A 25,427-nucleotide genomic window follows, 5' to 3' on the forward strand; every position below is an offset into this window, starting at 1 on the left:
AAGAAAAGTGCGGTTAAAATTAACCGCACTTTTTTATTTCCACTATACTCGTCTCACTTGCCAAAAAGCTTTTTTCCAATAAGGGCTATTCATCGAAGAATAAATCACACCACCTTTGGTTGAAGCGTGTAAAAATTTATCTTCTTTCACATAAATCCCAACATGATAACCATTTGGTCCGCGTCCCGTTTTAAAGAAAATTAAATCGCCTGTTTGGATATCTTCTTTACGAACAAGTTTTCCGTAACCCGCTTGATCTTTCGTAGTTCGAGGAAGATTGATATTAAAACGATCAATAAAGGTCTGTTGCACAAAACCCGAACAATCGATACCACCACGAGATTGCCCACCTAAAACATATGGTGTACCCGCCCATTCATATTGTTGTTCACTTAACATGGCAATGGCCATAATAGGATCACCAATCTGACCTTTATAGTTCATTGCATAATCTTCACGAACACTACTTGAACAAGCAAAAAGTAAAAAACTTCCTGCGACTAAAAAAGCACATTTAATCTTATTCATGTTCAATCCTGACAAAAGTGCGGTCAAAAACGACCGCACTTTTCTTACTATTGTTTTGGCTTGGTGTTTTCCACACGAGCACGTAATTTTTGCCCTGGCTTGAATGCCACTACTCGGCGAGCAGAAACAGGAATGCTTTCACCTGTTTTTGGATTACGCCCTGGACGGGAAGCTTTATTACGAAGTTCAAAATTACCAAAACCTGATAATTTCACTTCACCACCAGATTCTAACGATAAACGAATTTCCTCAAAAAAGTCTTCCACTAATGCTTTAGCTTCAGCTTTTTGTAATTGATACTTATCTAATAAGTATTCAGTAATATCAATTTTTGTAATCGTTGCCATGTTAGTCTCCTGTTTAGTCTCTAAGCTCCGCATTAAAGCGTTGTTTAACTTCGTTTAATACAGCAGAGATTACCGCATTAATCTCATCATCTTCAAGCGTTTTTTCATTATCTTGAATGGTTAAACTGATTGCTAAGCTTTTATGTCCGCTAGCAACGCCAATGCCTTGATATACGTCGAATAAATTGACTTGTGTTAATTTTTCTCCGCCAGCTTGCTTACATGCTTCGATAATATCGCCTGCTGGCACATTATCAGCAACGACTAAAGCTAAGTCACGACGGTTTGCTGGGAATTTTGAAATATCTTTAGCTTGAACCACTCGACGATTTGCAATGGCATCCCATAAAATTTCAAAAACAACTGCTTTGCCATTTAATCCTAGTTTTTGAGCGATAAGTGGATGAATAGTTCCAATAAAACCAATTTCTTTTCCATCTAATTCAATTGAAGCAGATTGCCCTGGGTGCAATGCACTGTGTGCTTTTGCCACAAATTTAACACGACTACCTACTTCTGTGAGAGAAAGAATACTTTCTAAATCACCTTTAAGGTCAAAGAAATCAACCGTTTCTGCTTTACCTGTCCAACATTCTGATTTTGCTGTACCGGTAATCACACCTGCAAGAACAAATTCTTGGCGCACACCAAATTCTGCATTGGCATCAGGAACAAAACGTAATCCCGTTTCAAATAAACGCACACGGTTTTGTTGACGATTTTGGTTGTATAGTACTGCACCGAGTAATCCACTTAACAATGAAACGCGCATTGCTGACATTTCAACTGAAATTGGATTTGGTAATACAAGTGCTTCAATTTCTGGATGAAGTAAAGTTTGTACTTTTGGATCAACGAAGCTATAAGTAATCGCCTCTTGATAATCTGCGTCAACAAGTGCGGTCTTAATTCGGCTTAAATCTAAATCAGACTCTTTATGTTCACGCATACGAAGATGTGCTAATGGTGCATTATTTGGAATGCTGTTATAGCCATAAATACGTGCTACTTCTTCAATGAGATCTTCTTCGATTTCAATATCAAAACGCCAGCTTGCTGAGGTCACGGTCCAAACATCATTAGTATATTTCACGGCAAAACCTAAACGCTCAAAAATCTCGGTCACGGTTTCAGTTTCAATATGATGACCTAATAAGCTATCTAATTTTTCACGACGTAAAGTGACTTCATTGACTTTTGGTAAATATTGCTCGCTCACGACTTCACAAATTTCACCTGCTTCGCCACCACAAATGTCAAGTAACAATGCTGTTGCTCTTTCCATTGCGTGACGTTGTAGCGTAAAATCAACACCACGTTCAAAGCGATGTGAAGAATCGGTGTGTAAACCGTATTGTCTTGCACGTCCCGCAATCGCTAATGGTGCAAAGAATGCAGCCTCTAAAATCACATCTTTTGTTGTTTCAGCATCAACACCACTAGCTTGACCACCAAAGATACCTGCCATTGCTAATGGACCAGTTTGATCTGCAATCACTAAAGTATTCGGTTGTAATTTTGCGGTTGTACCATCTAATAAAACAAGTTCTTCACCGTTATTGGCTAAACGTACTTGAACAGGTTGAGACACTTTTGATGCATCAAAAGCATGCATTGGTTGACCTAATTCAAGTAAAACATAGTTGGTAATATCTACAATTGGATCGATAGAACGAATACCGCAACGACGTAATTTTTCTTGTAACCAAATTGGTGATTGCGCTTTAACATTCACATTTTTCACCACGCGCAATAAATAACGTGGACATGCTTCTGTCGCGTTTAATTCAATTTGAACTTTATCTGAAATCATTGCTGGTACAGCATCAAAGTGCGGTTGATTAACAACTTGTTTATTAACCACGCCAACTTCACGTGCAACACCTGCAATGCTTAAACAATCTGCACGGTTTGGCGTTAAACTAATTTCAATGGCTTTATCATCTAAATCTAAATATTCACGTAGATTTGTGCCTACTGGTGCATCTAACGGTAATTCAATAATACCATCTGCATCCACATCAATGCCTAATTCAGAGAATGAGCAAAGCATCCCTTCTGAAGGTTGACCACGTAATTTAGTCTTCTTAATTTTAAAATCACCAGGTAATACAGCGCCTTCAGTTGCACATGCTACTTTTAAACCTTGACGGCAATTTGGTGCACCACAAACGATATCTAATAAACGGTCGCCACCAACATTTACTTTAGTGACACGTAATTTGTCTGCATCTGGGTGTTGCGCACATTCAACAACTTCACCCACAACAACACCTGTAAAGTCGCCAGCTACTTTTTCAACACCATCAACTTCTAAACCAAGCATCGTGATTTGATCACATAACTGCTCTGTTGAAATTGATGGATTAACCCATTCTCTCACCCAATTTTCGCTAAATTTCATTATCTCTGTATCCTTTATTGATGAACGTGTTACGTTCTAAATTAATCATTATCGTCAATTTAACCCAACGGTTAATTACTTAAATTGTTTTAAAAAACGTAAGTCGTTTTCAAAGAATGAACGTAAATCTGTGACGTTGTAGCGTAACATGGTTAAACGCTCAACCCCCATACCTACTGCAAATCCAGAATATTCATTTGGATCAATACCTACGTTACGTAACACATTAGGATGCACCATACCACAACCTAATACTTCTAACCATTTACCATTTTTACCCATTACATCGACTTCTGCTGAAGGCTCGGTAAATGGGAAATAAGAAGGACGGAAACGAACTTGTAAATCCTCTTCAAAAAATGCACGTAAGAAATCGTGTAATAAGCCTTTTAACTCGGTAAAGTTTGCTTTTTTATCTACATAAAGCAATTCAATTTGATGGAACATTGGTGTGTGTGTTTGATCGTAGTCGTTACGATATACACGACCAGGTGCCATAATACGAATAGGCGGTTGCATTTTTTCCATGGTACGAATTTGCACACCTGAGGTTTGTGTACGGAGTAATAATTCAGGATTAAACCAAAAAGTATCATGATCAGCACGTGCTGGGTGATGTTTAGGGATATTTAATGCATCGAAATTATAATAATCACTTTCAATTTCGGGACCGGTTTCCACAGAAAAACCTAACTCTGAAAAGAATTTTGTTACGCGATTGATGGTAATGGTCACTGGGTGTAAACCACCCGTTTCTGTTTTACGACCAGGAAGGCTTACATCAATACGTTCTTTTTCTAATTTTGCATTGAGTTCGGCTTGTTCCCACTCTGCTTTTTTAGCATTTAAAAAATCTAATGCCGCTTGTTTGGCCTCATTGATTTTAGCTCCCATTGCTGGACGCTCTTCTACCGCAACATTACGCAATTCCTGCATAAGTTGGGTGAAATGCCCTTTTTTACCAAAATATTCCACACGAATTTCATCTAATGTGGCTAAACTTTTATTTTCGATTTGTTCAATCGCTGATTTTGCTTTCTCAACAAGATCTTTCAGATGTTGCATAGTTTCCCCTGATTATCTTTTCTAACTAAAAATACACTTAATGATAATACTAACTCATTAAAAAATCACGCGTTTATTAGTGAATTGATGTTTCAGATGAAAAATGACAAAGATTTTTGCTATTTTTTGAGATATATCACAGTAATTTTTAACATTTTGGATAGAATGAGGATGAATCGAGCATGTCTAGGAGGCGTATTATGTGGAAATCAATTTCTCAAGTCTTAGCTGATCAATTTGGTGCTTACTATAACATCAAAGAAAAAAACAAAGTACCAGGAGGCGAAGTAAATGAAACTTGGCTTATTACGGATGGAATCCAACCCGTCTTTGTTAAAGTGAATGAACGGTCTTATCGTTCAATGTTTCGTGCTGAGGCTGATCAATTAAACCTACTAGACAAAACCAATACAATCAGACTTCCACAAGTGTATGGAGTAGGCTGTTCTCAAAATCATAGTTTCTTATTGTTAGAAGCGCTTACTATTACTCAACAAACTGATGCCACCGCACATTTTGGCGAAGAATTAGCAAAACTTCATCAAGTATCCGGTACTAAAAACTATGGTTTAGATTTTGATACTTGGCTTGGTCCTGAGTATCAACCTAACAAATGGAATGGGATCTGGGCGAAATTCTTTGCAGAACAACGCATTGGATGGCAATTACAGCTTTGCAAAGATAAAGGATTGGATTTTGGCGATCTTGATTTAATAACTGAGAAAGTAAAACAAAAGCTTGCAAAACATAATCCGAAGCCCTCTTTGTTACATGGTAACTTATGGATTGAAAATACTGCTGTTGTAGGTAACCAAACCTTTACTTATGACCCTGCTTGCTACTGGGGGGATAGAGAATGTGATTTAGCATTCAGTGAACTATTCCAACCTTTCTCGCCTGAATTCTATGAAATTTATGACCGCACTTTCCCGCTTGATAAAGAAGGTTTTGAAGAAAGAAAACACCTTTACCAGCTCTATTATTTACTCAATTTCAGCCATCGTTTTAATGGAAGTTATATCAACTTAACCACTAAATTGATTGAAGAACTTTTACTTGAATAATTTCTTAACATAAAATAAAAAAGAGCGTAATTTTTATTACGCTCTTTTTGTCTTCTCTATCTAATTATTTTTGATAAAGAGGTGCTGGACCTTGAGTTCCACCGTTAGTTTGACCACCTTCTTGTAATTTTAATACAGAACCAGAAGCAGTGATTTCTACACGACGGTTTGGACGTAAACAGTCTTTCTCAGCTTTACTTGCGTGTTTATAACCGTTACAAGCTTTAACTTGTGGCACTTTACCGTAACCAACAGCTGTAATTTCAGATGTTACACCATCTTCAATTAAACGAGCTTTAACACGGTTTGCACGACGTTGAGAAAGATCTAAGTTGTAAGCATCAGAACCTAAACGGTCAGTGTAACCTGCAACTTTAACTTCTTTAGCACCAGTTTCTTTTAATTGTGCTGCAACGTTATCAACAACTTCTTTACCATGTGGAGTTAAAGTATCTTTATCGAAGTCGAATAAGAAGTCACCACTTAAAGTAAATGCTGAGTTGCCGTTACAACCATTTGGATACCAGAAGAAGCTTTGAGCATTGTGGTTTTTGTCAAATAATACTTTGTATTGACAAATTTTGTGAACACCATTTTCACGATAGTTGAACACATAATCCCACTCTTCAACACCATATAAACCTTCAGAGAAGTGTGGACGACCGATTAGGTTATATAATTGGTCTTTGTTCATACCACGTTCGATCATACGAACGTTATCCCAGTTTGGCCATGAACCAAATTGGCTACCATCATGGTTGAAACCAGCTTTATCAATCTTAGGCCATACGAGTTGTGGTACTTGTTGACCATCAACTTCTTTATATTCTGGAGTACCAGCTTCTGTAACTTTGCTTAAGTTACCACAAGCAGCAACTGTCGCTACTGCTACTGCAGATAATAAAATACGAGATAATTTCATTTCTTTACCTTTTTACTGTTAAGGTGCAATCCTTGCAAGAAGAACCTACACAACTAAACTTTATAAATTTTACAAATAAAACTATAAAAAGTTTCATGACGTATGGTAGTCATAATTCTTTAACTTGTAAATAAAAAAACATTAAAAAATGATTTTTTATGGAACTTTTTTGTAAAGTTGTGTAAAGAGTTGTCAAATAAGTAAATTTTTTTCTTATTGAATAAAATTCTGCCCATTTTTTGTTAAATTTCGATGGATAATTCCCTCGATACTCTCTTCAGCTTGCTTACCTATTTTTTGTAAAAGTGGCTTTTTCACTTTATATTTCACTGAGATCACAGACTTATCTTTCATTTTTTCAAGAATAATATCATCACTGGTTGCTAACTCATCAACTAGCTGAAGCTCTAGCGCTTGCTGACCGAACCAATGCTCACCAGTTGCGACTTTATCCACATCTAAGTGCGGTCGATTTTGAGCCACAAATTGCTTAAATAATTGATGGGTTTCTTCAAGTTCGGCTTGGAATTTCTGTTTTCCTTTTTCAGTATTTTCACCTAATACTGTAACGGTGCGTTTAAATTCTCCGGCTGTCATCACATCAACATCGACATCATGTTTTTTTAATAAACGATGAATATTCGGAATTTGCGCAACCACACCAATAGAACCTATAATCGCAAAAGGTGCGGAAACAATTTTATCTGCCACACAAGCCATCATATACCCACCACTTGCAGCGACCTTATCTACTGCAACAGTTAATTTAATCCCTTTTTGTTTTAAACGAGCTAACTGTGAAGCAGCTAAGCCATAACCATGAACAACACCACCTGGGCTTTCTAGGCGTAGTAAGACCTCATCATCAACTTTTGCTACATTAATAATTGCCGAAATTTCCTCTCGAAGTGCGGTTGTTTCTGATGCCGAAATATCACCTTTAAAATCGAGCACATAAACACAAGGTTTAGGTGTTTCTTTCTCACCATTTTTTAATTTCGCTTTTAACGCCTTTGCTTCTTGCTTTTTCGCTTTTTTCTCCGCTTTTTCTGCTTGTTTAAGTTCTTCTTCTGAAAGCTGGAAATCGCGTAAGTGCTTTACTGTTTCCTTAAATTCTTCTGAAAGATCTGTCACGACCAACTCACCATGATGTGTTGCATTACGCTGTTTTGCCGAAATAATCATTGCTACAATAGCAACAATCACAAGCAAAATCGTTAAAATCTCCAAAATAAAAATGCCATAGCCGATCAAAATATCAGACCACATAGTTTTCTCCTAAAATAAAGTGAAGGCATTATTTTACTGTGCAAGCCTGATTTACACTAACTTTTTATGGAAAATTTTGCGATTTAAGGTAAACTAACACGGTTTTATTGCCTAATTTATAATGAATTACAGAGGTTTATATGTCTAAAGTTGCATCTATTGTTGATGTGTTACAAGGTAAAATCGCTATTGGCGAAAAAGTTACCGTACGCGGCTGGGTTCGTACCCGTCGTGATTCTAAAGCTGGTCTTTCTTTCCTCGCTGTTTATGACGGCTCTTGCTTTAATCCTGTTCAAGTCATCGTTAATAACGATATTGAAAATTATGAAAGTGAAGTATTGCGCTTAACAACGGGGTGCTCTGTGATCGTAACAGGTACCATTGTTGAGTCACCTGCTGAAGGTCAAGCTGTTGAACTTCAAGCTGAAAAAGTAGAAGTGACAGGGTTTGTAGAAGATCCTGATACTTATCCAATGGCTGCAAAACGTCACTCAATTGAGTACTTACGTGAAGTGGCACACTTACGTCCACGTACCAATATTATCGGTGCTGTGGCGCGTGTTCGTCACTGCTTAGCACAAGCAATTCATCGTTTCTTCCATGAACAAGGTTTTTACTGGGTCGCTACCCCATTAATTACCGCTTCAGACACTGAAGGTGCGGGTGAAATGTTCCGTGTTTCAACCCTTGATTTAGAAAACCTTCCTCGTGGTGAAGATGGTAAAGTCGATTTCAGCCAAGACTTCTTCGGGAAAGAATCATTTTTAACGGTTTCTGGCCAATTAAACGGTGAGACTTACGCGTGTGCATTAAGCAAAATCTATACTTTCGGTCCAACATTTCGTGCTGAAAATTCAAATACAACTCGTCACCTTGCAGAATTCTGGATGGTTGAACCTGAAGTTGCATTTGCAACACTTGCTGATAATGCGAAATTAGCAGAAGACATGTTGAAATACGTTTTCCGCGCCGTGCTTGCTGAACGTAAAGATGACTTGAAATTCTTTGAAAAACATGTAGATAAAGATGTTATTACTCGTTTAGAAAACTTTGTAAACTCTGATTTTGCTCAAATCGACTATACCGATGCGATCGACGTGTTATTAAAATCAGGTAAGAAATTCGAATTCCCTGTTTCTTGGGGGATCGATTTATCTTCTGAACATGAACGTTTCTTAGCAGAAGAATATTTCAAATCACCTGTTGTCGTGAAAAACTATCCGAAAGATATCAAAGCCTTCTATATGCGTTTAAATGACGATGGCAAAACTGTAGCGGCAATGGATGTTCTCGCACCTGGAATTGGTGAAATTATCGGTGGTTCACAACGTGAAGAACGTTTAGACGTATTAGATAAACGTATGGAAGAAATGGGCCTAAATCCTGAAGATTACTGGTGGTATCGTGATCTTCGTAAATATGGTACTGTACCACATTCAGGTTTCGGTCTTGGTTTTGAACGCTTAATTGTTTATGTAACTGGCGTACAAAATATTCGCGATGTGATTCCATTCCCTCGTGCACCAAGAAATGCAAATTTCTAAAAATATTGTTTAAATTGACCGCACTTTCTTTAAAGTGCGGTCATCATTTTAGGGGATAAATTTATCCCCTATTTTATTTATTGTGTTTGAATCAATCTTTCAAATACATCATATTAAGGAAAGTAGAAATGGACAAAATTAAACAACTCTTTGCAAACAACTATAGCTGGGCGCAAAGAATGAAAGAAGAAAATTCCACTTATTTTAAAGAACTTGCCGATCACCAAACACCTCATTATCTTTGGATTGGCTGCTCTGATAGCCGTGTTCCTGCTGAAAAACTCACAAATCTTGAACCGGGCGAATTATTTGTTCATCGTAATGTTGCTAACCAAGTTATTCATACGGATTTTAACTGCCTTTCAGTTGTACAATATGCCGTTGATGTACTCAAAATTGAACATATTATTATTTGCGGTCATACAAATTGTGGTGGTATTAAAGCAGCGATGCAAGATCACGATCTAGGGTTAATCAATAACTGGTTGCTCCATATTCGTGATATTTGGTTTAAACACGGGCATCTATTAGGCAATCTTTCAGCAGAAAAACGTTCAGATATGCTCACTAAATTAAATGTTGCAGAGCAAGTTTATAACCTAGGACGCACATCTATCGTAAAAAGCGCTTGGGAACGTGGACAAAAACTCTCCCTACATGGCTGGGTATATGATGTAAATGATGGATTCTTAGTAGATCAAGGTGTTATTGCAACCAGTCGGGAAACTCTTGAAATATCTTACCGTAATGCGATTGCTCGCCTATCTAGCCTCGCAGAAGAAGATATCCTGAAAAAAGAACTTCCAGAAAACGAAGAATAAAAAAAGTGCGGTTAAATCTAATGAAATTTAACCGCACTTTTTATTTCAAACTTACTATTTAACTAACTCTGTTTGCATATACATCAAACGATCAATATTCGTTAAATAATGTCCTAGCTCTTGGGATTCTGGTTTATGAATATAAGGGATCTTACCTAGCAAAGGCGCATCAATCTGAGCCTCTAAAATATCTACCACCTCTTTATAATGCCCTAAACAAGGATTAATTCGATTTGCAATCCAGCCTAATAAAGGAACACCAAGCTGTTTAATCACTTGAGCTGTCAGCAATGCATGATTAATACAGCCTTCTTTAATACCTACAACCAACACAACTGGCATTTTATGCTCAACAACCCAATCAGCAAAACTCTTACCTTCTGCCATTGGTGTGAGTAACCCAAATGAACCTTCCACGACAACAGATTGATATTTTTGAACTAATATCGTTAAGGCTTGATTAATCTTGCTTAATTTAATGCGTGATTTATCTCGAGTCAGCATCGGCAAGGAATGAGCAAAAGTATAGCTATTTACTTCTTGATAAGATACGGACTCATTCGTTGCATCCATTAAAGCTAACACGTCTGAATTATTTTCAGCATCATAATCTGTTTGGGATTCATTAGACTGATTTTCGACAGGATAAATCCCCTCTTCACAGCTACAAGCAATCGGCTTATAACCCACAATTCGCACGCCCTTTGCTTGTAATGCCTGAATAATGGCACGGCAGGCGGTGGTCTTGCCCACGTCGGTATCTGTACCTGCCACAAAGAAACTACTCATTTTCATTCTCCTTTTAAAAGTGCGGTGAATTTTAAATGAGTTTTTTGAAGAAAATATTGAGGTAAAGCAAGATTTGAAGATTTTTACGAAAAAATAATAAGGTTATTTGATCTCACTCAAACTATTAAATAACCCATCATCCTGTTTTGGTATCTGAAGGTAAAATCCCTGCTGAGTAATTTTCTCCATAATCTCATCTTTATCTGAATGAACAAGCGACTTACTCCCCTTCAAATTGAAAGGCATAAGAAACTGAGGCTTGCCAAAACTCTGCATTAATATATCTGGTACAGCTGAAAAATCATCTCGTTTGGAAATATAAAGATAGCAGCCTGGTTTACGTTTACTTTTATAAATTGCACATAACATTTCATATTGCTCCAAAAAGAAAAAACCTACCAGATAATCTCTGATAGGTTTTTATTTTACGAAAGTTTAATTATTTAGTCACAGCTTCTTTTACTTCAGCTGCTTTATCTGCCGCTGCATCTTTTGCTTTAGCCGCTTTATCAGCTGCCGCATCTTTTGTTTCTGAAGCTGAGTTTTTTACTGCTTCCATTTTAGAAGACATCGCATCTTTTGCTTCAGCCATTTTATTTGCTGCAGCATCTTTCATTTCAACTGCTTTATCTACTGCTGCATCTTTTGCTTCAGAAGCTGCATTTTTTACTTCTTCCATTTTAGAAGACACTGCATCTTTTGCCTCAGCCATTTTATTTGCAGCAGCATCTTTCATTTCAGAAGCTTTATCAGCTACTGCTTCTTTTGTTTCAGCCATTTTATTTGCAGCTGAATCTTTTGCGTCAATTGCCGCATTTTTAACATCAGTTGCAACTTCTTTTGCTGCATCTTTAATTTGTGTTGCTGCATTTGCTGTTGCATCTTTTGCTGCTTCAACTTTTTGAGCTGTTTCTTGTTTATCGAAACAACCTGTTACGGCTAAAGATGCACCTAATACTAATACGGCTAATACTGATTTTTTCATTTTCATTGTCATTCTCCATTTTATAATTAAGAATCAATCCAAAGCTATCTGCTTTGTGTGAGCTAGTTTACGTAAAAAAAACTTAAAATAAAACATCTTCCAAAAAAATTTACATTTCTAAAGATATAGTTTTTTTATAATATCCCTCTAAAACAACTATAGCCATATGATTTTAAAAGACTTGTAAAAAAGTTCATTATAAAAATTTTATTTTTGTAAAGATAAAAAATTACTTTTTTGTGTCTTTTTTGAACAACCCAACTCAGTTAATTTGAATAATCCTTAACCATTGCTTTTGCTTTTCAGTTACTTTTTTACTGCTGCAGATTGATCTTTTGTTTCAGAATCTACATTTTTTACTTCCTCTGCTTTAGAGCACACAGCATCTTTTGCAGCTTCAACTTTAGAAGACATTACATCTTTTGCCTCTGAAAGCGAATCTTTTACTTCAGCAACTTTATCTTCGACAGCTTCTTTTGCTTTTACAGCTTTATCTTCAGCTGCATCTTTTAGCTCAGATGCTTTATCTGCAGCTTCATCTTTTGCTTCTGAAACTGATTTTTTCACTTCTGATGCTTTATCTTCCACCGCATTTTTTGCTTCTGATGCTTTATCTTCAGCTTCATCTTTTAACTCAGCTGCTTTATCTGCTGCTTCATCTTTTGCTTCAAAAACTGCATTTTTTACTTCTGCAACTTTATCTGCAACTGTATCTTTTAATTTAACTACTTTGTCTACAAGTGTATCTTTTGCTTCAGAAACTGCTTCTTTTGCTTCTGATACTTTGTCTTCAGCCACATCTTTCACTTCAGCAACTTTGTCTTCAGCTGCATCTTTTAGCTCTGCTGCTTTATCTGCCGCTTCATCTGTAGCTTCTGAAACTGCTTTTTTCACTTCTGATGCTTTATCTTCGAGGGCTCTTTTTACTTCAAAAAATTTGTCATCGATTGCTTTTTTCATTTCAGTAGCTTTATCATCGATTGCTTCTTTTGCTTCAGAAACTGCTTTTCTTACTTCAGATACTTTATCTTCAGTTACATCTTTCACTTCAGTAGCTTTGTCTTCGACCACTTCTTTTGCCTCAGACGCTTTATGTGTCACTGCATCTTTAATGTAGTTAGCCGCTGCAAATAATGCATCTTTAACTTGTGTTGCTGCATTCACTGTCGTATCTTTTACTTCAGTTACTTTATCTTCAATGTTATTTTTCATAACTACTCTCCTTGTATCATTATAATGGCTAATTTAAGCTATTCAGTTATAGCTCACTTTTAGTCTATCAAAAAAATTTTAGAAAAACACCCAGAAATACATATTTCTAGGTATTTGTTATTTAGCGACTTTTGGAGTCAACTATAGTTATAGTTCAAAAAAGTAAATCACATCAAACTTTATTTTCATATTATCTTCAATCAACTTTAACCATTTTCTTTGGGATAATGGAAAGCTTCAATGGTGCCTTTTTCATCATTCCAGTCAATTTGAACTATCGTTGAAGGATAAAAACTAATTGGATTTCGCTTACCATAAAGCTCTGAAACAATACTGCCTACTAAAGGTAAATGAGAAACGAGTAAAACACTTTCAATACCTTCTTCTTGCAAGACAGATAGATAATCAGCTACCAATGTAGCATTACCGTAAGGTGTAATCCCACTCCAAATTTCAATATCATTAAGCGTGTTACCTAAGGCTAAATTTACAAGCTCAAACGTTTCTTGTGCTCTTACATAAGGACTGACAATCACTTTCTGAACTGAAAGTGCGGTTGAATTTAGATGGGTTTTAAGCCATTGACCTTGTGATATTGATTGTTTGCGTCCGTAGTCGTTTAAATGTCTCGACTCATCTGATGAAGCAATAACTTCTGCTTCTCCATGACGCATAATAAAAATTTTCATGTATTGGCTTTCCTAAAAATAATAAAAAATAAATTTTATGGATTAAAAATGGGGGCAAGCCCCCACTCAATTAATTTGCTTTCACTGCTTCTGCAATTTCTTCTGCACATTGTTTTGCAAGTACACCGTCTTCACATTCGACCATGACGCGAATAAGAGGCTCAGTACCAGACTTACGCAGTAAAATTCGACCTTTGCCTTCTAAACGTTTTTCCACATCTGTAGCTACCGCTTTTACCGTTTCACTTTCTAATGGATTATCACCACCAGCAAAACGAACGTTAATCAATACTTGAGGGAATAATTTCACCGCACTTGCAAGCTCGTTTAAAGATAAACGGTATTGAACCATTGCACTTAATACGGCTAATGAGGCAATAATACCATCACCTGTCGTGTTTTTATCAGCAATAATGATATGACCTGAGTTTTCTCCACCTAACGTCCAGTTATGTTCTACCATTTTTTCTAGCACATAACGGTCGCCAACGTTAGCTCGCACAAAAGGTACACCTAACATTTTTAACGCAATCTCTAAGCTCATATTACTCATTAATGTGCCTACTACGCCACCTTTTAGCTGACCTGAACGTAAAGCTTCACGAGCAATAATGAAAAGGATTTGGTCACCATCTACTTTATTACCTAAGTGATCCACCATCATAATACGGTCACCATCACCATCATAAGCGAGACCAACATCTGCTTTAGTTTCAAGCACTTTTTCCTGTAACGCTTTTACATCGGTTGCACCACATTTTTCATTGATATTGATTCCGTTTGGATCAGTACCAATTTCAATCACTTCCGCACCTAACTCACGTAATACATTTGGCGCAATATGATAGGTCGCACCATTTGCGCAATCTACCACAATTTTATAACCATCTAAACCTAAATGAGCAGGGAAAGTGCTTTTACAAAATTCAATATAACGTCCTGCGGCATCACTGATACGGCTTGCTTTACCTAAATCAGCAGACTCCACACAATCCATTGGCTGATCAAGCATGGTTTCAATCGCTTCTTCAATATCATCTGGTAATTTTGTGCCTTGTGAAGAGAAGAATTTAATCCCGTTATCATAATAAGGGTTATGTGATGCCGAAATGACAATTCCCGCTTCTAAACGGAAAGTGCGGGTTAAATACGCCACGGCAGGTGTTGGCATTGGACCGGTAAATGCAGCAGTTAAGCCCGCTGCTGCTAAGCCGGCTTCAAGTGCTGACTCCAACATATAACCAGAAATACGAGTATCTTTCCCAATTAATACCGTACGAGAACCTTGAGAGGCTAAAACCTTACCTGCTGCCCAACCTAATTTCAATGCGAAATCAGGTGTGATTGGATATGTACCTACTTTTCCACGTACACCATCAGTACCAAAATATTTACGATTTGCCATGTTTATTCCTTATTAAATTTGAATAATGATGTTGCAGAAATCATTAGTTCTACAACATATAAAATCTGTTAGTTTTTTACGCTTGTTGCGTTGCCTGCCATACCTTCAAGGCATCTGCCGTTGCAGCTACATCATGTACACGCAAAATTGTCGCACCATTTTGAGCCGCAATTAATGCCCCAGCTACACTTCCTACAACACGTTCAGTCACGGGCTTATCTAATACAGCACCAATCATCGATTTACGTGAAAGCCCTGCTAAAACAGGATATCCGCTTTCACAGAAGTGAGCCAACTGTTGTAAAAGCTTGTAGTTATGCTGTACTGTTTTACCAAAACCAAACCCCATATCCCAAATAATATTTTCTTTGGCAATGCCTGCTGTTAAACAAGCTTGAGTTCTATCAGTTAAAAACTGATAAACATCTTGAACCACATCATCGTAATGTGGATTAGTTTGCATTGTACGAGGTTGTCCTTGCATGTGCATAATACAAGTGGGTAAATTCAACTGTCCTGCTATTTCGAGTGCGCCAGGTTCACGTAGAGCACGAATATCATTGATTAAATCCATGCCGACCTTCGCCGCTTCTTGCATTACCACAGCTTTAGAAGTATCAACTGAAATCCAACAATCAAAACGCTTTTTTACCGCTTCAACTAAAGGTACCACTCGTTGCAATTCTTCAGCTTCAGACACTTCATCTGCCATCGGACGAGTCGATTCACCTCCGATATCAATAATCGTTGCACCTTCTTTCAGCATTTTTTCAACTTGAAATAATGCCTTGTCTAGACTGAAAAACTGCCCGCTATCAGAAAACGAATCAGGTGTGAAATTCAAAATCCCCATAATTTGAGGGAATGATAAATCTAGACATTTGTTATTAGCATAAAGTTTCATAAAGTGCGGTCAATTTTTAAATCAAATTTGAAAGGTTAGATTATAACGGAATATAGTAATGAAAAGAATGAAATAATAAATAAAAAGCCTTCCAAATTAGGAAGACTTTAATTTTATGCTTCAGGATCTTCTGAATGATTAACCGCACTTTCAGTGGTTTCTTCTTGCGGCTTAACTTTCGGGCTCGTGTCTTTGTTATCTTCCCAACCAGATGGCGGGGTAACAGGTTCACGATTCATTAGCTGCTTGATTTGTTCTTCTTCAATGGTTTCATATTTCACTAACGCATCTTTCATAGCATGAAGAATATCCATATTGTCGATCAAAATCTGTCTAGCTCTCGCATAGTTACGATTTACAATCGCACGAACTTCTTCATCAATCGCATGCGCCGTTTCGTCAGACATATGTTTTGCTTTCGCCATTGAGCGACCTAAGAACACTTCGCCTTCATCTTCGGTATAAAGAATCGGACCGAGTTTATCTGAGAAGCCCCATTGGGTCACCATATTACGTGCAATATTGGTTGCCACTTTAATATCGTTAGATGCACCGGTAGAAATATTTTCCTCACCGTAAATCAAATCTTCTGCTAAACGCCCTGCATAAAGTGTTGAAAGCTTACTTTCTAATTGTTTTTGGCTGATACTAATTTGATCACCTTCAGGCAAGAAGAAAGTCACACCTAATGCGCGGCCACGAGGGATAATCGTGACTTTATGTACAGGATCATGCTCAGGCACTAAGTAACCCACAATGGCGTGACCTGCTTCATGGTACGCTGTTGATTCTTTTTGTTTATCCGTCATGATCATGGTACGACGTTCTGGTCCCATATTGATCTTATCTTTTGCTTTTTCAAACTCAAGCATCGATACAGTGCGTTTATTGCTACGAGCAGCAAATAATGCCGCTTCATTAACCAAGTTCGCTAAATCCGCACCTGAATAACCTGGTGTACCTCGAGCAAGTGTCATCGCATCAACATCATCAGCCACAGGGACTTTACGCATGTGAACTTTTAAAATTTGCTCACGACCTTTCACATCAGGTAAACCCACAACAACTTGACGGTCAAAACGGCCTGGACGAGTTAATGCTGGGTCAAGTACATCTGGACGGTTCGTTGCTGCAATAACGATTACACCTTCGTTACCACCGAAACCATCCATTTCAACTAACATTTGGTTAAGGGTTTGTTCACGCTCATCGTGCCCACCACCTAAGCCTGCACCACGTTGGCGACCTACCGCATCAATTTCATCAATAAAGATTAAGCATGGTGCATTTTTCTTTGCTTGCTCGAACATATCACGTACACGAGAAGCACCAACACCCACAAACATCTCCACAAAGTCAGAACCTGAAATGGTAAAGAAAGGTACTTTTGCTTCACCTGCAATAGCCTTAGCTAATAAAGTTTTACCTGTACCTGGAGGACCAACCATCAAAATCCCTTTTGGAATTTTACCGCCAAGGTTTTGGAATTTTTTCGGTTCACGCAAGAAATCGACCACTTCACCCACTTCTTCTTTTGCTTCATCACAACCTGCGACATCTGCAAAAGTGACTTTGATTTGGTCTTGGTTCAGCATTTTAGCGCGGCTTTTACCAAAGCTCATGGCTTTGCCGCCACCACCTTGCATTTGGCGCATGAAGAAAACCCATACCCCAACAAGGAATAGCATCGGGAACCACGAAATCAAAATTTGTGATAGTAAACTACGTTTTTCAAAAGGCGTACCTTCGATTTTGACTTTTTTATTTAATAAGTCATCTAAGAGTTTTTTATCTTCCAACGGTGGCATAACGGTCATATATTTAGAACCGTCATTTTTGGTCACAGTGATTTCATTCGCATCAAAACGCGCTTCTTTCACTTGACTATTACTCACATCATACACAAAGGTTGTGTAATCTGTTGAGTCACTCACGCCATTGGAGTTAAAACTTTGGTAAGCCGTCATCATGACAACTGCAACCACAACCCATAGAACTAGATTTTTGACCATATCGTTCAAGGTTTAACCTGCCTTTCTTAAGTTAATTAAAATAAAAAGAGATACTATCTCATCCGTGACACAATGAAAAGCTATCAAAGCAATTATTCGCCTTTATAACCACTTGCTACAATATAAACTTCTCGCGAACGCCCACGAGAGGCTTCCGGCTTACGTACTTTTACCACACTAAAGAGTGAACGAATTTCACGTAAATATTCATCAAAGCCTTCCCCCTGGAATACTTTGACCACAAAACTGCCTTTTTTTGCCAAAACTTGCTTACACATATCTAAGGCTAGCTCTACCAAATACATTGCGCGAGGAATATCAACCGATGGCATACCGCTAAAATTGGGCGCCATATCAGACATGACTACATCAACTTTAGCTTCCCCAACACGTTCTAATAATGCATTTAGCACATTTTCATCACGGAAATCGCCTTGTAAAAAATCAACGCCGACAATTGGATTCATATCCAGAATATCACAAGCAATGACTCTTCCCTTTCCGCCGATTTGACTCACGACATATTGTGACCAGCCACCAGGCGCCGCACCGAGATCCACTACGGTCATTCCTGGTTTAAATAATTTATCCGTTTGTTGAATCTCATCTAATTTAAAGTAAGCACGAGAACGTAATTTTTGCTTATGTGCTTTCTGAACAAACGGATCTTTAAAATGTTCGTTTAACCAACGAGATGAACTCGCCGAACGTTTTTTCTTTCCCATAATCTCTATCTTTTGTACTATTTTTTGTAGTAGTTTCGTCTATATTTGGGTACAATCTGCCAAATTCAAGGCTAGACTTACCCAAAAGTGCTGAAAAACCACATTTTTCTGACCGCTCTTTTGGGTGATTCATTTTTATTTAAAGGATTCTTATGACAACCTTATCAACAAAACAAAAACAATTTTTAAAAGGGCTTGCTCATCACCTGAGCCCAGTCGTGATGCTTGGCGGTAACGGCTTAACTGAAGGTGTATTAGCTGAAATCGATAACGCATTAAATCATCACGAACTCATTAAAGTGAAAATTGCTGGCGCAGATCGCGAAACCAAACAACTGATCATTGATGCTATCGTGCGCGAAACCAAATCATCTAACGTTCAAACTATCGGTCATATTTTAGTTCTTTATCGACCAAGCGAAGAAGGCAAAATTCAGCTTCCTCGTAAATAATTATTATCCCCTCCATTGAGGGGATATTTTTTAGATGTAATTCACTTCAATAATTTCAAATTCAACCGTTCCACCTGGTGTAGTAATGTTCACGGTATCATCTAACTCTTTACCTATCAAACCACGGGCAATCGGTGAGTTCACAGAGATCAAACCTGATTTAATATCTGCTTCATCATCACCTACGATTTGGTAAGTCACTTCTTCATCGGTATTGGTATTCACTAATACAACTGTGGCACCAAAAATAACTTTACCGTTATTAGGTAATTTAGTGACATCAATAATCTGACAATTTGCAAGTTTGCCTTCAATTTCTTGAATACGTCCCTCGCAAAAACCTTGTTGCTCACGTGCAGCGTGATATTCTGCATTTTCTTTTAAATCGCCATGTTCACGTGCTTCAGCAATCGCCTTAATAATTTCAGGGCGACGCTCATTTTTTAAGAAATCTAATTCTTCTCGCAATAGCTCTGCACCGCGCACGGTCATTGGAATTTGTTTCATTCTTTTTCCTTGAAATTTGGTAAAAACAAAACCACAACAACGTCTTGCAACCTTGCCGCAGTCAATGAAAAATAAAAAATGATTTACTCTATTGAGTTCGGAGCTTATTATTATTCGTCTTGAGAAAAATAGCAACCATAACAGAACTAAAAATGACTAAAAAATCTTCTATTTCGACCGCACTTAAAGCGGCATTTATCACACTCGGCTTTTCTTTTTCCTCTATGGCTGAAGTTAATGTGGCTTCTATCACCCAATACTTACCGGAAGGTGCCTCTGCCAGTATCATTGCCAAAAACCTCAATAAAGATCAAATTATCGCCGATTACAATGGTTCAACCTTTATGTTGCCAGCCAGTACGCAAAAAGTCTTTACCGCTGTAGCGGCTAAATTGGTATTGGGCGATGCTTTCCAGTTTGAGACTTCACTTTTAAGTAACGGAAAAATTCAGAATAATACCTTAGAAGGCGATCTTGTTGTGCAATTTACTGGCGACCCCGATCTCACCAGTGGACAACTTTATACCCTACTCGCTAATTTAAAAAATCAAGGTATTCAGAAGATTAATGGCGATCTCGTGTTAGATACCTCTGTCTTTGCAAGCCATGACCGAGGATTGGGTTGGATTTGGAACGATCTCACTATGTGCTTTAACTCTCCTCCTGCAGCGGCAAATATCGATAATAACTGTTTCTATGCAGAGCTGGATGCAAATCAGCCAGTGGGTGAAACCGTAAAAATTAACGTTCCTGCACAATTCCCGATTCAAGTTTTCGGACAAGTATATATTGCAGATCAACAAGAAGCCGGTTATTGCCAGTTAGATGTGGTGGTTCATGACAATAATCGCTATCAAGTTAAAGGCTGTATTGCTCGTCAAACAAAACCTTTTGGTCTCAGTTTTGCAGTACAAGATCCAGATGCCTATGCGGCTGCTATTATTCAACGTCAACTAAAACGTCTTGGCATCGAATTTACAGGTAAAGTGAAACAGCCTCAAAAACCACAGCAAGGGCAAAAACTTGCACAACATTTATCTAAACCACTGCCTGAGTTATTGAAAAAAATGATGAAAAAATCAGATAACCAAATTGCAGATGCTTTATTTAGAGCGGTAGCCTACAATTACTATAAACGCCCGGCTTCATTCCAATTAGGTACATTGGCGGTTAAATCAGTATTACAAAAACAAGGCATTAAATTTGGCAACAGCATTTTAGCAGATGGTTCTGGCCTTTCTCGTCACAATTTAGTTGCGCCAAAAACTATGCTTTCTGTTTTAGAGTACATCGCTAAAAATGAAGATACACTGCATTTAATGGAAACTTTCCCGATTGCAGGTGTAGATGGAACCATCAGCGGACGCGGTGGCTTAATTAATCCACCATTGGTTAAAAATGTCATTGCGAAAACAGGCTCATTAAAAGGGGTTTATAACCTTGCCGGTTTTATGACCAATGCGCGAGGTGAAAAAGTGGCTTTTGTTCAATTTATCAATGGTTACTCCACTGGTGATTTAGAAAGTAAAACGAAACGCGCTCCACTTGTGCAGTTTGAAAGTACACTTTATAACGATTTTTATAAAGACTAAAACACATAAAAAAATAACCGCACTTCAAATATACTAAGTGCGGTTATTTTTTTCTTCATTTTAAATTAAAAAGAAAAAGCACCAAACTCTTCATCGAATTTGGCGCTTTATACTTTTAGACTGTTTTATCCTTCATTATGGATTTCGAGATTACTCGCATCTTTTTCACGTTTTTTCTTTGCTGAATCGTTACGTTGAGAAGCGATGTTATCGAGATATTCTGGCGTGATATCGCCTGTAATATATTCCCCAGTAAATACTGAGCAATCAAAACCTTTAATCGCAGGGTTTTCTTGACGAACGGATTCTGTTAACGCTTCAAGATCTTGGAAGATCAATTTGTCCACACCAATTAATTCTGCAATTTCTTCGACACTACGACCGCAGGCAATAAGCTCTTGTTTTGTTGGCATATCAATGCCATACACATTCGGATAACGAATTTCTGGTGCAGCTGACGCAAAGTAAATTTTCTTTGCGCCCGCAGCGCGAGCCATACATACAATTTGTTCTGATGTTGTTCCACGAACAATGGAATCATCAACCAACAATACATTTTTATCTTTAAATTCAGCTTTAATCGTATTGAGCTTACGGCGAACTGAGCTAATACGTTGTGCTTGCCCAGGCATAATAAACGTACGGCCAACATAGCGGTTTTTAACAAAGCCTTGACGATAAGGTTTGTCTAAAATTTTTGCAATCTGTAACGCTATATCCGTTGAAGTTTCAGGTACAGGAATCACTACATCAATGTTGTCTACTTCATCAGCCCATTCTTTTGCAATTTTTTTACCTAAATATTCGCCCATGTGAACACGTGCCGCATAAACAGACACACCATCTATCGTCGAATCTGGGCGAGCAAAATACACATATTCAAAAATACACGGATTTAAGACCGCACTTTCAGCACATTGCTCGGCATAGAGCTTGCCATCAAAGGTCACATAAATAGCTTCACCAGGCGCAACATCTCGTACAAATTCAAAACCAGCTACGTCTAACGCGACACTTTCAGAAGCAAACATATATTCCACAGAACCATTTTCTTCTCGTTTACCTAACACGAGTGGACGAATACCAAACGGATCGCGAAATGCTACCATGCCATGTCCAATAATCATGGCTAAGCATGCGTAAGCACCACGAATATCTTTGTGTGTCGCACGAATTGCATTAAAAATATCTTGCGGATCGAGGTGGTATTTATTCACTCTATCCAAATGATTAGCAAGAATATTGAGAAGAAGTTCTGAATCCGAATTGGTATTTATATGACGACGCGCTTCTTTAAATAATTTATCTTTTAATTCGGTTGAGTTGGTTAAGTTGCCATTGTGAACGAGGGTTAAACCACAAGGTGAGTTAACATAGAAAGGCTGAGCTTCAGATACACTTGAACTGCCGGCTGTTGGATAACGTACATGTCCGAGGCCTGCATGACCTTGTAAACGTAACATATGTTCTTGTCTGAATACATCGCTTACAAGACCATTAGCCTTACGCAAACGAAAGCGGTTTTCATCATCTATTGTGACAATCCCCGCCGCATCTTGACCTCGATGCTGTAATAACGTTAATGCTGCATAAATGGATTCATTAACCGGATTTTGGCTAACGATACCGACAATTCCACACATACTGATTGACTACCTTATTGTTTAAAAGTTGAGTTTAAAAAACTAGAACTTGCTTGTAGTTGTTGGAAGAACCATTCAATAATGAAGCCGAAATGAGGAATTAATTTTGATTCTTTCCACCAATCGGTTTGTTCAAAGTTAGTGAAGGTATCCAAGAAAAATAAGATCGCAGCAACGATTAACGCGCCACGAATTAAGCCAAATGCCGCACCGAGAACACGATCTGTTCCGGTAAGTCCTGTTTTATCCACTAATTGGCTAATCACATAATTAACAATGCCACCTACGATTAAGGTTAAAACAAATAAAATGCCGATTGCGGTGCCGTTACGCACGTAGTCAGATTCGATTTGAGTGAGATAAGTGGCAAGATAAGGATAAAATTGGCTAGCGACAATAAATGCAACGACCCAACTTGCAAGGGACATCACCTCTCGCACAAACCCACGTAATAAACTCACGATAATCGAAAATGCGATGATGCCAATGATAATATAATCAATCATTAAATAGTCTCTCAATTAAAAAGGGTCGCCATTGCGACCGCAATATTTTACATAAAAAAACATAAAAGGAAAACGTTTGCGTCAATTAAATTTGAAGCAATTTGCTAGATTTCTTGCCAAAATGCTTTATCTAATTTTTGCTGTGCCTTTCGTAATACTTCTGCCAAGTGCTGATATGTCGGTTTATCTTGCACAGTTGGCAAACTTTCATGTTGTTTTCTCAAACGTTCACTAATCTCATAAAACCACTGAGAACTTTGCGGTTCTAAGGGTGATTTTGCTCGTTTCCCCAACCAATATAAACCTTGAAATGGCATCGCTAACGCACAAAGTGCGGTCAAAATAGCAAGCGAAAATGCAGTAAGATCTGCTTTGGCATAAAGTTGCTGCCAAACCACCGCAAATACTGCCATAAAAGGCATAAATTTTTGTGCAAATTTTGTGGCTTTAATAATGCGATTTTCGGGAAAAATCATGCCGAGCTTCGCTTCTAATGGCCACGTTTGCAAATAAACTTGCCCTTGTTTTAAGGTTGAAAAAAATGATGACATGAAAACATCCTTGAAAATAACTGCGCTTATAATACTCTAGTTTAGGTTTAATTGTCATCCCTGACTAGAAATTGTTGAAATTTTCAACTTTTCTAATAAAAGATCGTATTTTTACCCTCCAGTTAATTTATTTTATACGCTAAAAGGTGTATTCTATATATAAGATTTATACTCCGTTCTTTTGAATGGATTTTTATTAACCTCAATCAAAAATAGGGTTCCTATGTCAAAACTTGTTCTCATCCTTAACTGTGGTAGTTCTTCATTAAAATTTGCAATCCTTGATCCTGCAACAGGTGAAGAAAAATTATCAGGCTTAGCAGAAGCATTTTATCTTCCTGAAGCTCGTATTAAATGGAAACTTAACGGTGAAAAAGGTAGCGCAGATTTAGGTGCTGGTGCAGCGCACACTGAAGCACTTAACTTCATCGCATCAAACATTATGACTGATGAGCTTAAAAACTCTATCACCTCGATTGGTCACCGTATCGTTCACGGTGGTGAGAAATACACCCAATCTGTTGTTGTAACAGATGAAGTGGTTAAAGGTATTGAAGATGCGGCACAATTTGCACCACTTCACAACCCTGCTCACTTAATCGGTATCCGTGAAGCATTTAAAACATTCCCACACTTAAAAGATAAGAACGTTGTAGTATTTGATACAGCATTCCACCAAACCATGCCAGAAGAAGCATATCTATATGCACTTCCATACTCACTTTACAAAGAACATGGCGTACGTCGCTACGGTGCACACGGTACCAGCCACTACTTCGTTTCTCGTGAAGTCGCTGAATACGTAGGCAAACCCGCAGACCAAGTAAATGCAATCATCTGTCACTTAGGTAACGGTGGTTCTGTTTCTGTTGTTCGTAACGGTAAATGTATCGACACATCTATGGGTTTAACCCCGTTAGAAGGTTTAGTCATGGGTACACGTTGTGGTGACATCGACCCTGCGATCGTTTTCTACCTATATAAAAACTTAGGTATGTCAATGGATCAAATCGAAGAAACTTTAGTGAAAAAATCAGGTCTTTTAGGTTTAACTGAAGTAACGAGCGACTGTCGTTATGCAGAAGATAACTACGACGACACATCTAAACCAGAAGCAAAACGTGCATTAGATGTTTACAGCTACCGTTTAGCAAAATACATCGGTGCATACATGGCCGTTTTAGGTGATGATCACTTAGATGCGATCGCATTTACGGGTGGTATTGGTGAAAACTCAGCTCACGTTCGTGAATTAGCATTAGGCCACTTAAAATTATTTGGTATCAAATTAGACCAAGAACGTAACCTTGCTGCTCGCTTTGGCAAATCAGGCGTAATCACTGCTGATGACTCTGCATTCAAAGCAATCGTTCTTCCAACTAACGAAGAATTAGTAATTGCACAAGATACAGCACGTTTAGCGGGCTAATCAACTTTCTTCAAACCTGCTGAGAAATCAGCAGGTTTTTTCATTCATTAAAAGGTATATCA

The 25,427-nt window shown here is 37.9% G+C and carries 25 protein-coding genes; 6 read left to right on the forward strand and 19 right to left on the reverse strand.

What is annotated here, in order from left to right:
* Nucleotides 1-42 precede the first annotated feature (42 nt).
* From A9500_RS02385 to pheS, 4 genes are all read right to left on the reverse strand, one after another.
* Nucleotides 43-528 carry a C40 family peptidase gene (locus A9500_RS02385; protein WP_065243758.1) on the reverse strand — a complete coding sequence of 162 codons (486 nt, stop codon included), beginning with the start codon at nucleotides 526-528 and terminating at the stop codon, nucleotides 43-45.
* A 47-nt stretch (nucleotides 529-575) separates the two neighbouring features.
* Nucleotides 576-875 (reverse strand): integration host factor subunit alpha, encoded by a 300-nt coding sequence (locus tag A9500_RS02390; protein ID WP_005697518.1) that lies wholly within the window; start codon nucleotides 873-875, stop codon nucleotides 576-578.
* Nucleotides 876-888: 13 nt separating this feature from the next.
* Nucleotides 889-3,279: a phenylalanine--tRNA ligase subunit beta gene (gene pheT, locus A9500_RS02395; protein WP_065243759.1), complete on the reverse strand. Its 2,391-nt coding sequence runs from the start codon at nucleotides 3,277-3,279 to the stop codon at nucleotides 889-891.
* A gap of 75 nt (nucleotides 3,280-3,354) precedes the next feature.
* A complete protein-coding gene (gene pheS / locus A9500_RS02400; RefSeq protein ID WP_065243760.1) occupies nucleotides 3,355-4,344 on the reverse strand; it encodes a phenylalanine--tRNA ligase subunit alpha in 990 nt (329 codons plus the stop codon).
* 200 nt (nucleotides 4,345-4,544) lie between these two features.
* Here pheS and A9500_RS02405 point away from each other — a divergent pair, with 200 nt between their 5' ends.
* Nucleotides 4,545-5,408, forward strand: coding sequence for a fructosamine kinase family protein (locus tag A9500_RS02405; RefSeq protein ID WP_065243761.1), 864 nt, complete (start codon nucleotides 4,545-4,547; stop codon nucleotides 5,406-5,408).
* Nucleotides 5,409-5,472: 64 nt separating this feature from the next.
* Here A9500_RS02405 and A9500_RS02410 read toward each other — a convergent pair whose 3' ends face one another.
* Both A9500_RS02410 and sohB read right to left on the reverse strand, forming a co-directional pair.
* On the reverse strand, nucleotides 5,473-6,330 hold the full coding sequence (locus A9500_RS02410) for an OmpA family protein (RefSeq protein ID WP_065243762.1): 858 nt from the start codon (nucleotides 6,328-6,330) through the stop codon (nucleotides 5,473-5,475).
* A 213-nt stretch (nucleotides 6,331-6,543) separates the two neighbouring features.
* Nucleotides 6,544-7,599, reverse strand: a complete 1,056-nt coding sequence (sohB, locus tag A9500_RS02415) for a protease SohB (protein ID WP_065243763.1) — start codon at nucleotides 7,597-7,599, stop codon at nucleotides 6,544-6,546.
* A 140-nt stretch (nucleotides 7,600-7,739) separates the two neighbouring features.
* Here sohB and asnS point away from each other — a divergent pair, with 140 nt between their 5' ends.
* Nucleotides 7,740-9,143 carry an asparagine--tRNA ligase gene (gene asnS / locus A9500_RS02420; RefSeq protein ID WP_065243764.1) on the forward strand — a complete coding sequence of 468 codons (1,404 nt, stop codon included), beginning with the start codon at nucleotides 7,740-7,742 and terminating at the stop codon, nucleotides 9,141-9,143.
* Between the two features lie 128 nt (nucleotides 9,144-9,271).
* Entirely contained in the window at nucleotides 9,272-9,964 is a 693-nt protein-coding gene (can, locus tag A9500_RS02425; RefSeq protein ID WP_049366615.1) for a carbonate dehydratase, read from the forward strand.
* 54 nt (nucleotides 9,965-10,018) lie between these two features.
* Here can and bioD read toward each other — a convergent pair whose 3' ends face one another.
* The 9 genes from bioD to rlmE form a co-directional block, all read right to left on the reverse strand.
* On the reverse strand, nucleotides 10,019-10,753 hold the full coding sequence (gene bioD / locus A9500_RS02430) for a dethiobiotin synthase (RefSeq protein ID WP_049366616.1): 735 nt from the start codon (nucleotides 10,751-10,753) through the stop codon (nucleotides 10,019-10,021).
* Between the two features lie 102 nt (nucleotides 10,754-10,855).
* Nucleotides 10,856-11,122, reverse strand: a complete 267-nt coding sequence (locus A9500_RS02435) for a YcgL domain-containing protein (RefSeq protein ID WP_065243765.1) — start codon at nucleotides 11,120-11,122, stop codon at nucleotides 10,856-10,858.
* A 70-nt stretch (nucleotides 11,123-11,192) separates the two neighbouring features.
* Nucleotides 11,193-11,738: a histone gene (locus tag A9500_RS02440; protein WP_065243782.1), complete on the reverse strand. Its 546-nt coding sequence runs from the start codon at nucleotides 11,736-11,738 to the stop codon at nucleotides 11,193-11,195.
* 306 nt (nucleotides 11,739-12,044) lie between these two features.
* On the reverse strand, nucleotides 12,045-12,950 hold the full coding sequence (locus tag A9500_RS02445) for a hypothetical protein (RefSeq protein WP_065243766.1): 906 nt from the start codon (nucleotides 12,948-12,950) through the stop codon (nucleotides 12,045-12,047).
* Between the two features lie 206 nt (nucleotides 12,951-13,156).
* The gene (gene sixA, locus A9500_RS02450) at nucleotides 13,157-13,639 is read right to left on the reverse strand and encodes a phosphohistidine phosphatase SixA (protein ID WP_065243767.1); all 483 of its coding nucleotides are present in this window, start codon (nucleotides 13,637-13,639) and stop codon (nucleotides 13,157-13,159) included.
* 70 nt (nucleotides 13,640-13,709) lie between these two features.
* Nucleotides 13,710-15,044: a phosphoglucosamine mutase gene (glmM, locus tag A9500_RS02455; RefSeq protein ID WP_065243768.1), complete on the reverse strand. Its 1,335-nt coding sequence runs from the start codon at nucleotides 15,042-15,044 to the stop codon at nucleotides 13,710-13,712.
* 76 nt (nucleotides 15,045-15,120) lie between these two features.
* The gene (gene folP, locus A9500_RS02460) at nucleotides 15,121-15,948 is read right to left on the reverse strand and encodes a dihydropteroate synthase (RefSeq protein ID WP_065243769.1); all 828 of its coding nucleotides are present in this window, start codon (nucleotides 15,946-15,948) and stop codon (nucleotides 15,121-15,123) included.
* Nucleotides 15,949-16,061: 113 nt separating this feature from the next.
* A complete protein-coding gene (gene ftsH / locus A9500_RS02465) occupies nucleotides 16,062-17,960 on the reverse strand; it encodes an ATP-dependent zinc metalloprotease FtsH (RefSeq protein WP_065243770.1) in 1,899 nt (632 codons plus the stop codon).
* Nucleotides 17,961-18,052: 92 nt separating this feature from the next.
* Nucleotides 18,053-18,685 carry a 23S rRNA (uridine(2552)-2'-O)-methyltransferase RlmE gene (gene rlmE, locus A9500_RS02470; protein WP_005697532.1) on the reverse strand — a complete coding sequence of 211 codons (633 nt, stop codon included), beginning with the start codon at nucleotides 18,683-18,685 and terminating at the stop codon, nucleotides 18,053-18,055.
* A gap of 152 nt (nucleotides 18,686-18,837) precedes the next feature.
* On the opposite strand from rlmE, the gene yhbY reads away from it, so the two are divergent.
* On the forward strand, nucleotides 18,838-19,137 hold the full coding sequence (gene yhbY, locus A9500_RS02475) for a ribosome assembly RNA-binding protein YhbY (RefSeq protein WP_065243771.1): 300 nt from the start codon (nucleotides 18,838-18,840) through the stop codon (nucleotides 19,135-19,137).
* Between the two features lie 30 nt (nucleotides 19,138-19,167).
* Here the strand turns inward: yhbY and greA are convergent, their stop codons facing one another.
* Complete coding sequence (gene greA / locus A9500_RS02480; protein ID WP_065243772.1) at nucleotides 19,168-19,644, reverse strand: transcription elongation factor GreA; 477 nt, start codon at nucleotides 19,642-19,644, stop codon at nucleotides 19,168-19,170.
* Nucleotides 19,645-19,796: 152 nt separating this feature from the next.
* Between greA and dacB the strand changes: the two genes are divergently transcribed.
* The gene (dacB, locus tag A9500_RS02485) at nucleotides 19,797-21,236 is read left to right on the forward strand and encodes a serine-type D-Ala-D-Ala carboxypeptidase (RefSeq protein WP_065243773.1); all 1,440 of its coding nucleotides are present in this window, start codon (nucleotides 19,797-19,799) and stop codon (nucleotides 21,234-21,236) included.
* Between the two features lie 125 nt (nucleotides 21,237-21,361).
* On the opposite strand, the gene purF is transcribed toward dacB, so the two are convergent.
* The 3 genes from purF to yfbV form a co-directional block, all read right to left on the reverse strand.
* Nucleotides 21,362-22,879, reverse strand: a complete 1,518-nt coding sequence (gene purF, locus A9500_RS02490) for an amidophosphoribosyltransferase (RefSeq protein ID WP_065243774.1) — start codon at nucleotides 22,877-22,879, stop codon at nucleotides 21,362-21,364.
* Between the two features lie 14 nt (nucleotides 22,880-22,893).
* Complete coding sequence (locus tag A9500_RS02495) at nucleotides 22,894-23,385, reverse strand: CvpA family protein (protein ID WP_005696203.1); 492 nt, start codon at nucleotides 23,383-23,385, stop codon at nucleotides 22,894-22,896.
* Between the two features lie 104 nt (nucleotides 23,386-23,489).
* Nucleotides 23,490-23,936 carry a terminus macrodomain insulation protein YfbV gene (gene yfbV / locus A9500_RS02500; protein ID WP_054420379.1) on the reverse strand — a complete coding sequence of 149 codons (447 nt, stop codon included), beginning with the start codon at nucleotides 23,934-23,936 and terminating at the stop codon, nucleotides 23,490-23,492.
* Nucleotides 23,937-24,159: 223 nt separating this feature from the next.
* Here yfbV and A9500_RS02505 point away from each other — a divergent pair, with 223 nt between their 5' ends.
* Nucleotides 24,160-25,365: an acetate kinase gene (locus A9500_RS02505; protein ID WP_054420380.1), complete on the forward strand. Its 1,206-nt coding sequence runs from the start codon at nucleotides 24,160-24,162 to the stop codon at nucleotides 25,363-25,365.
* Nucleotides 25,366-25,427 lie beyond the last annotated feature (62 nt).

This window comes from Haemophilus sp. CCUG 60358 (assembly GCF_001679485.1).
Classification (GTDB): Bacteria; Pseudomonadota; Gammaproteobacteria; order Enterobacterales; family Pasteurellaceae; genus Haemophilus_D.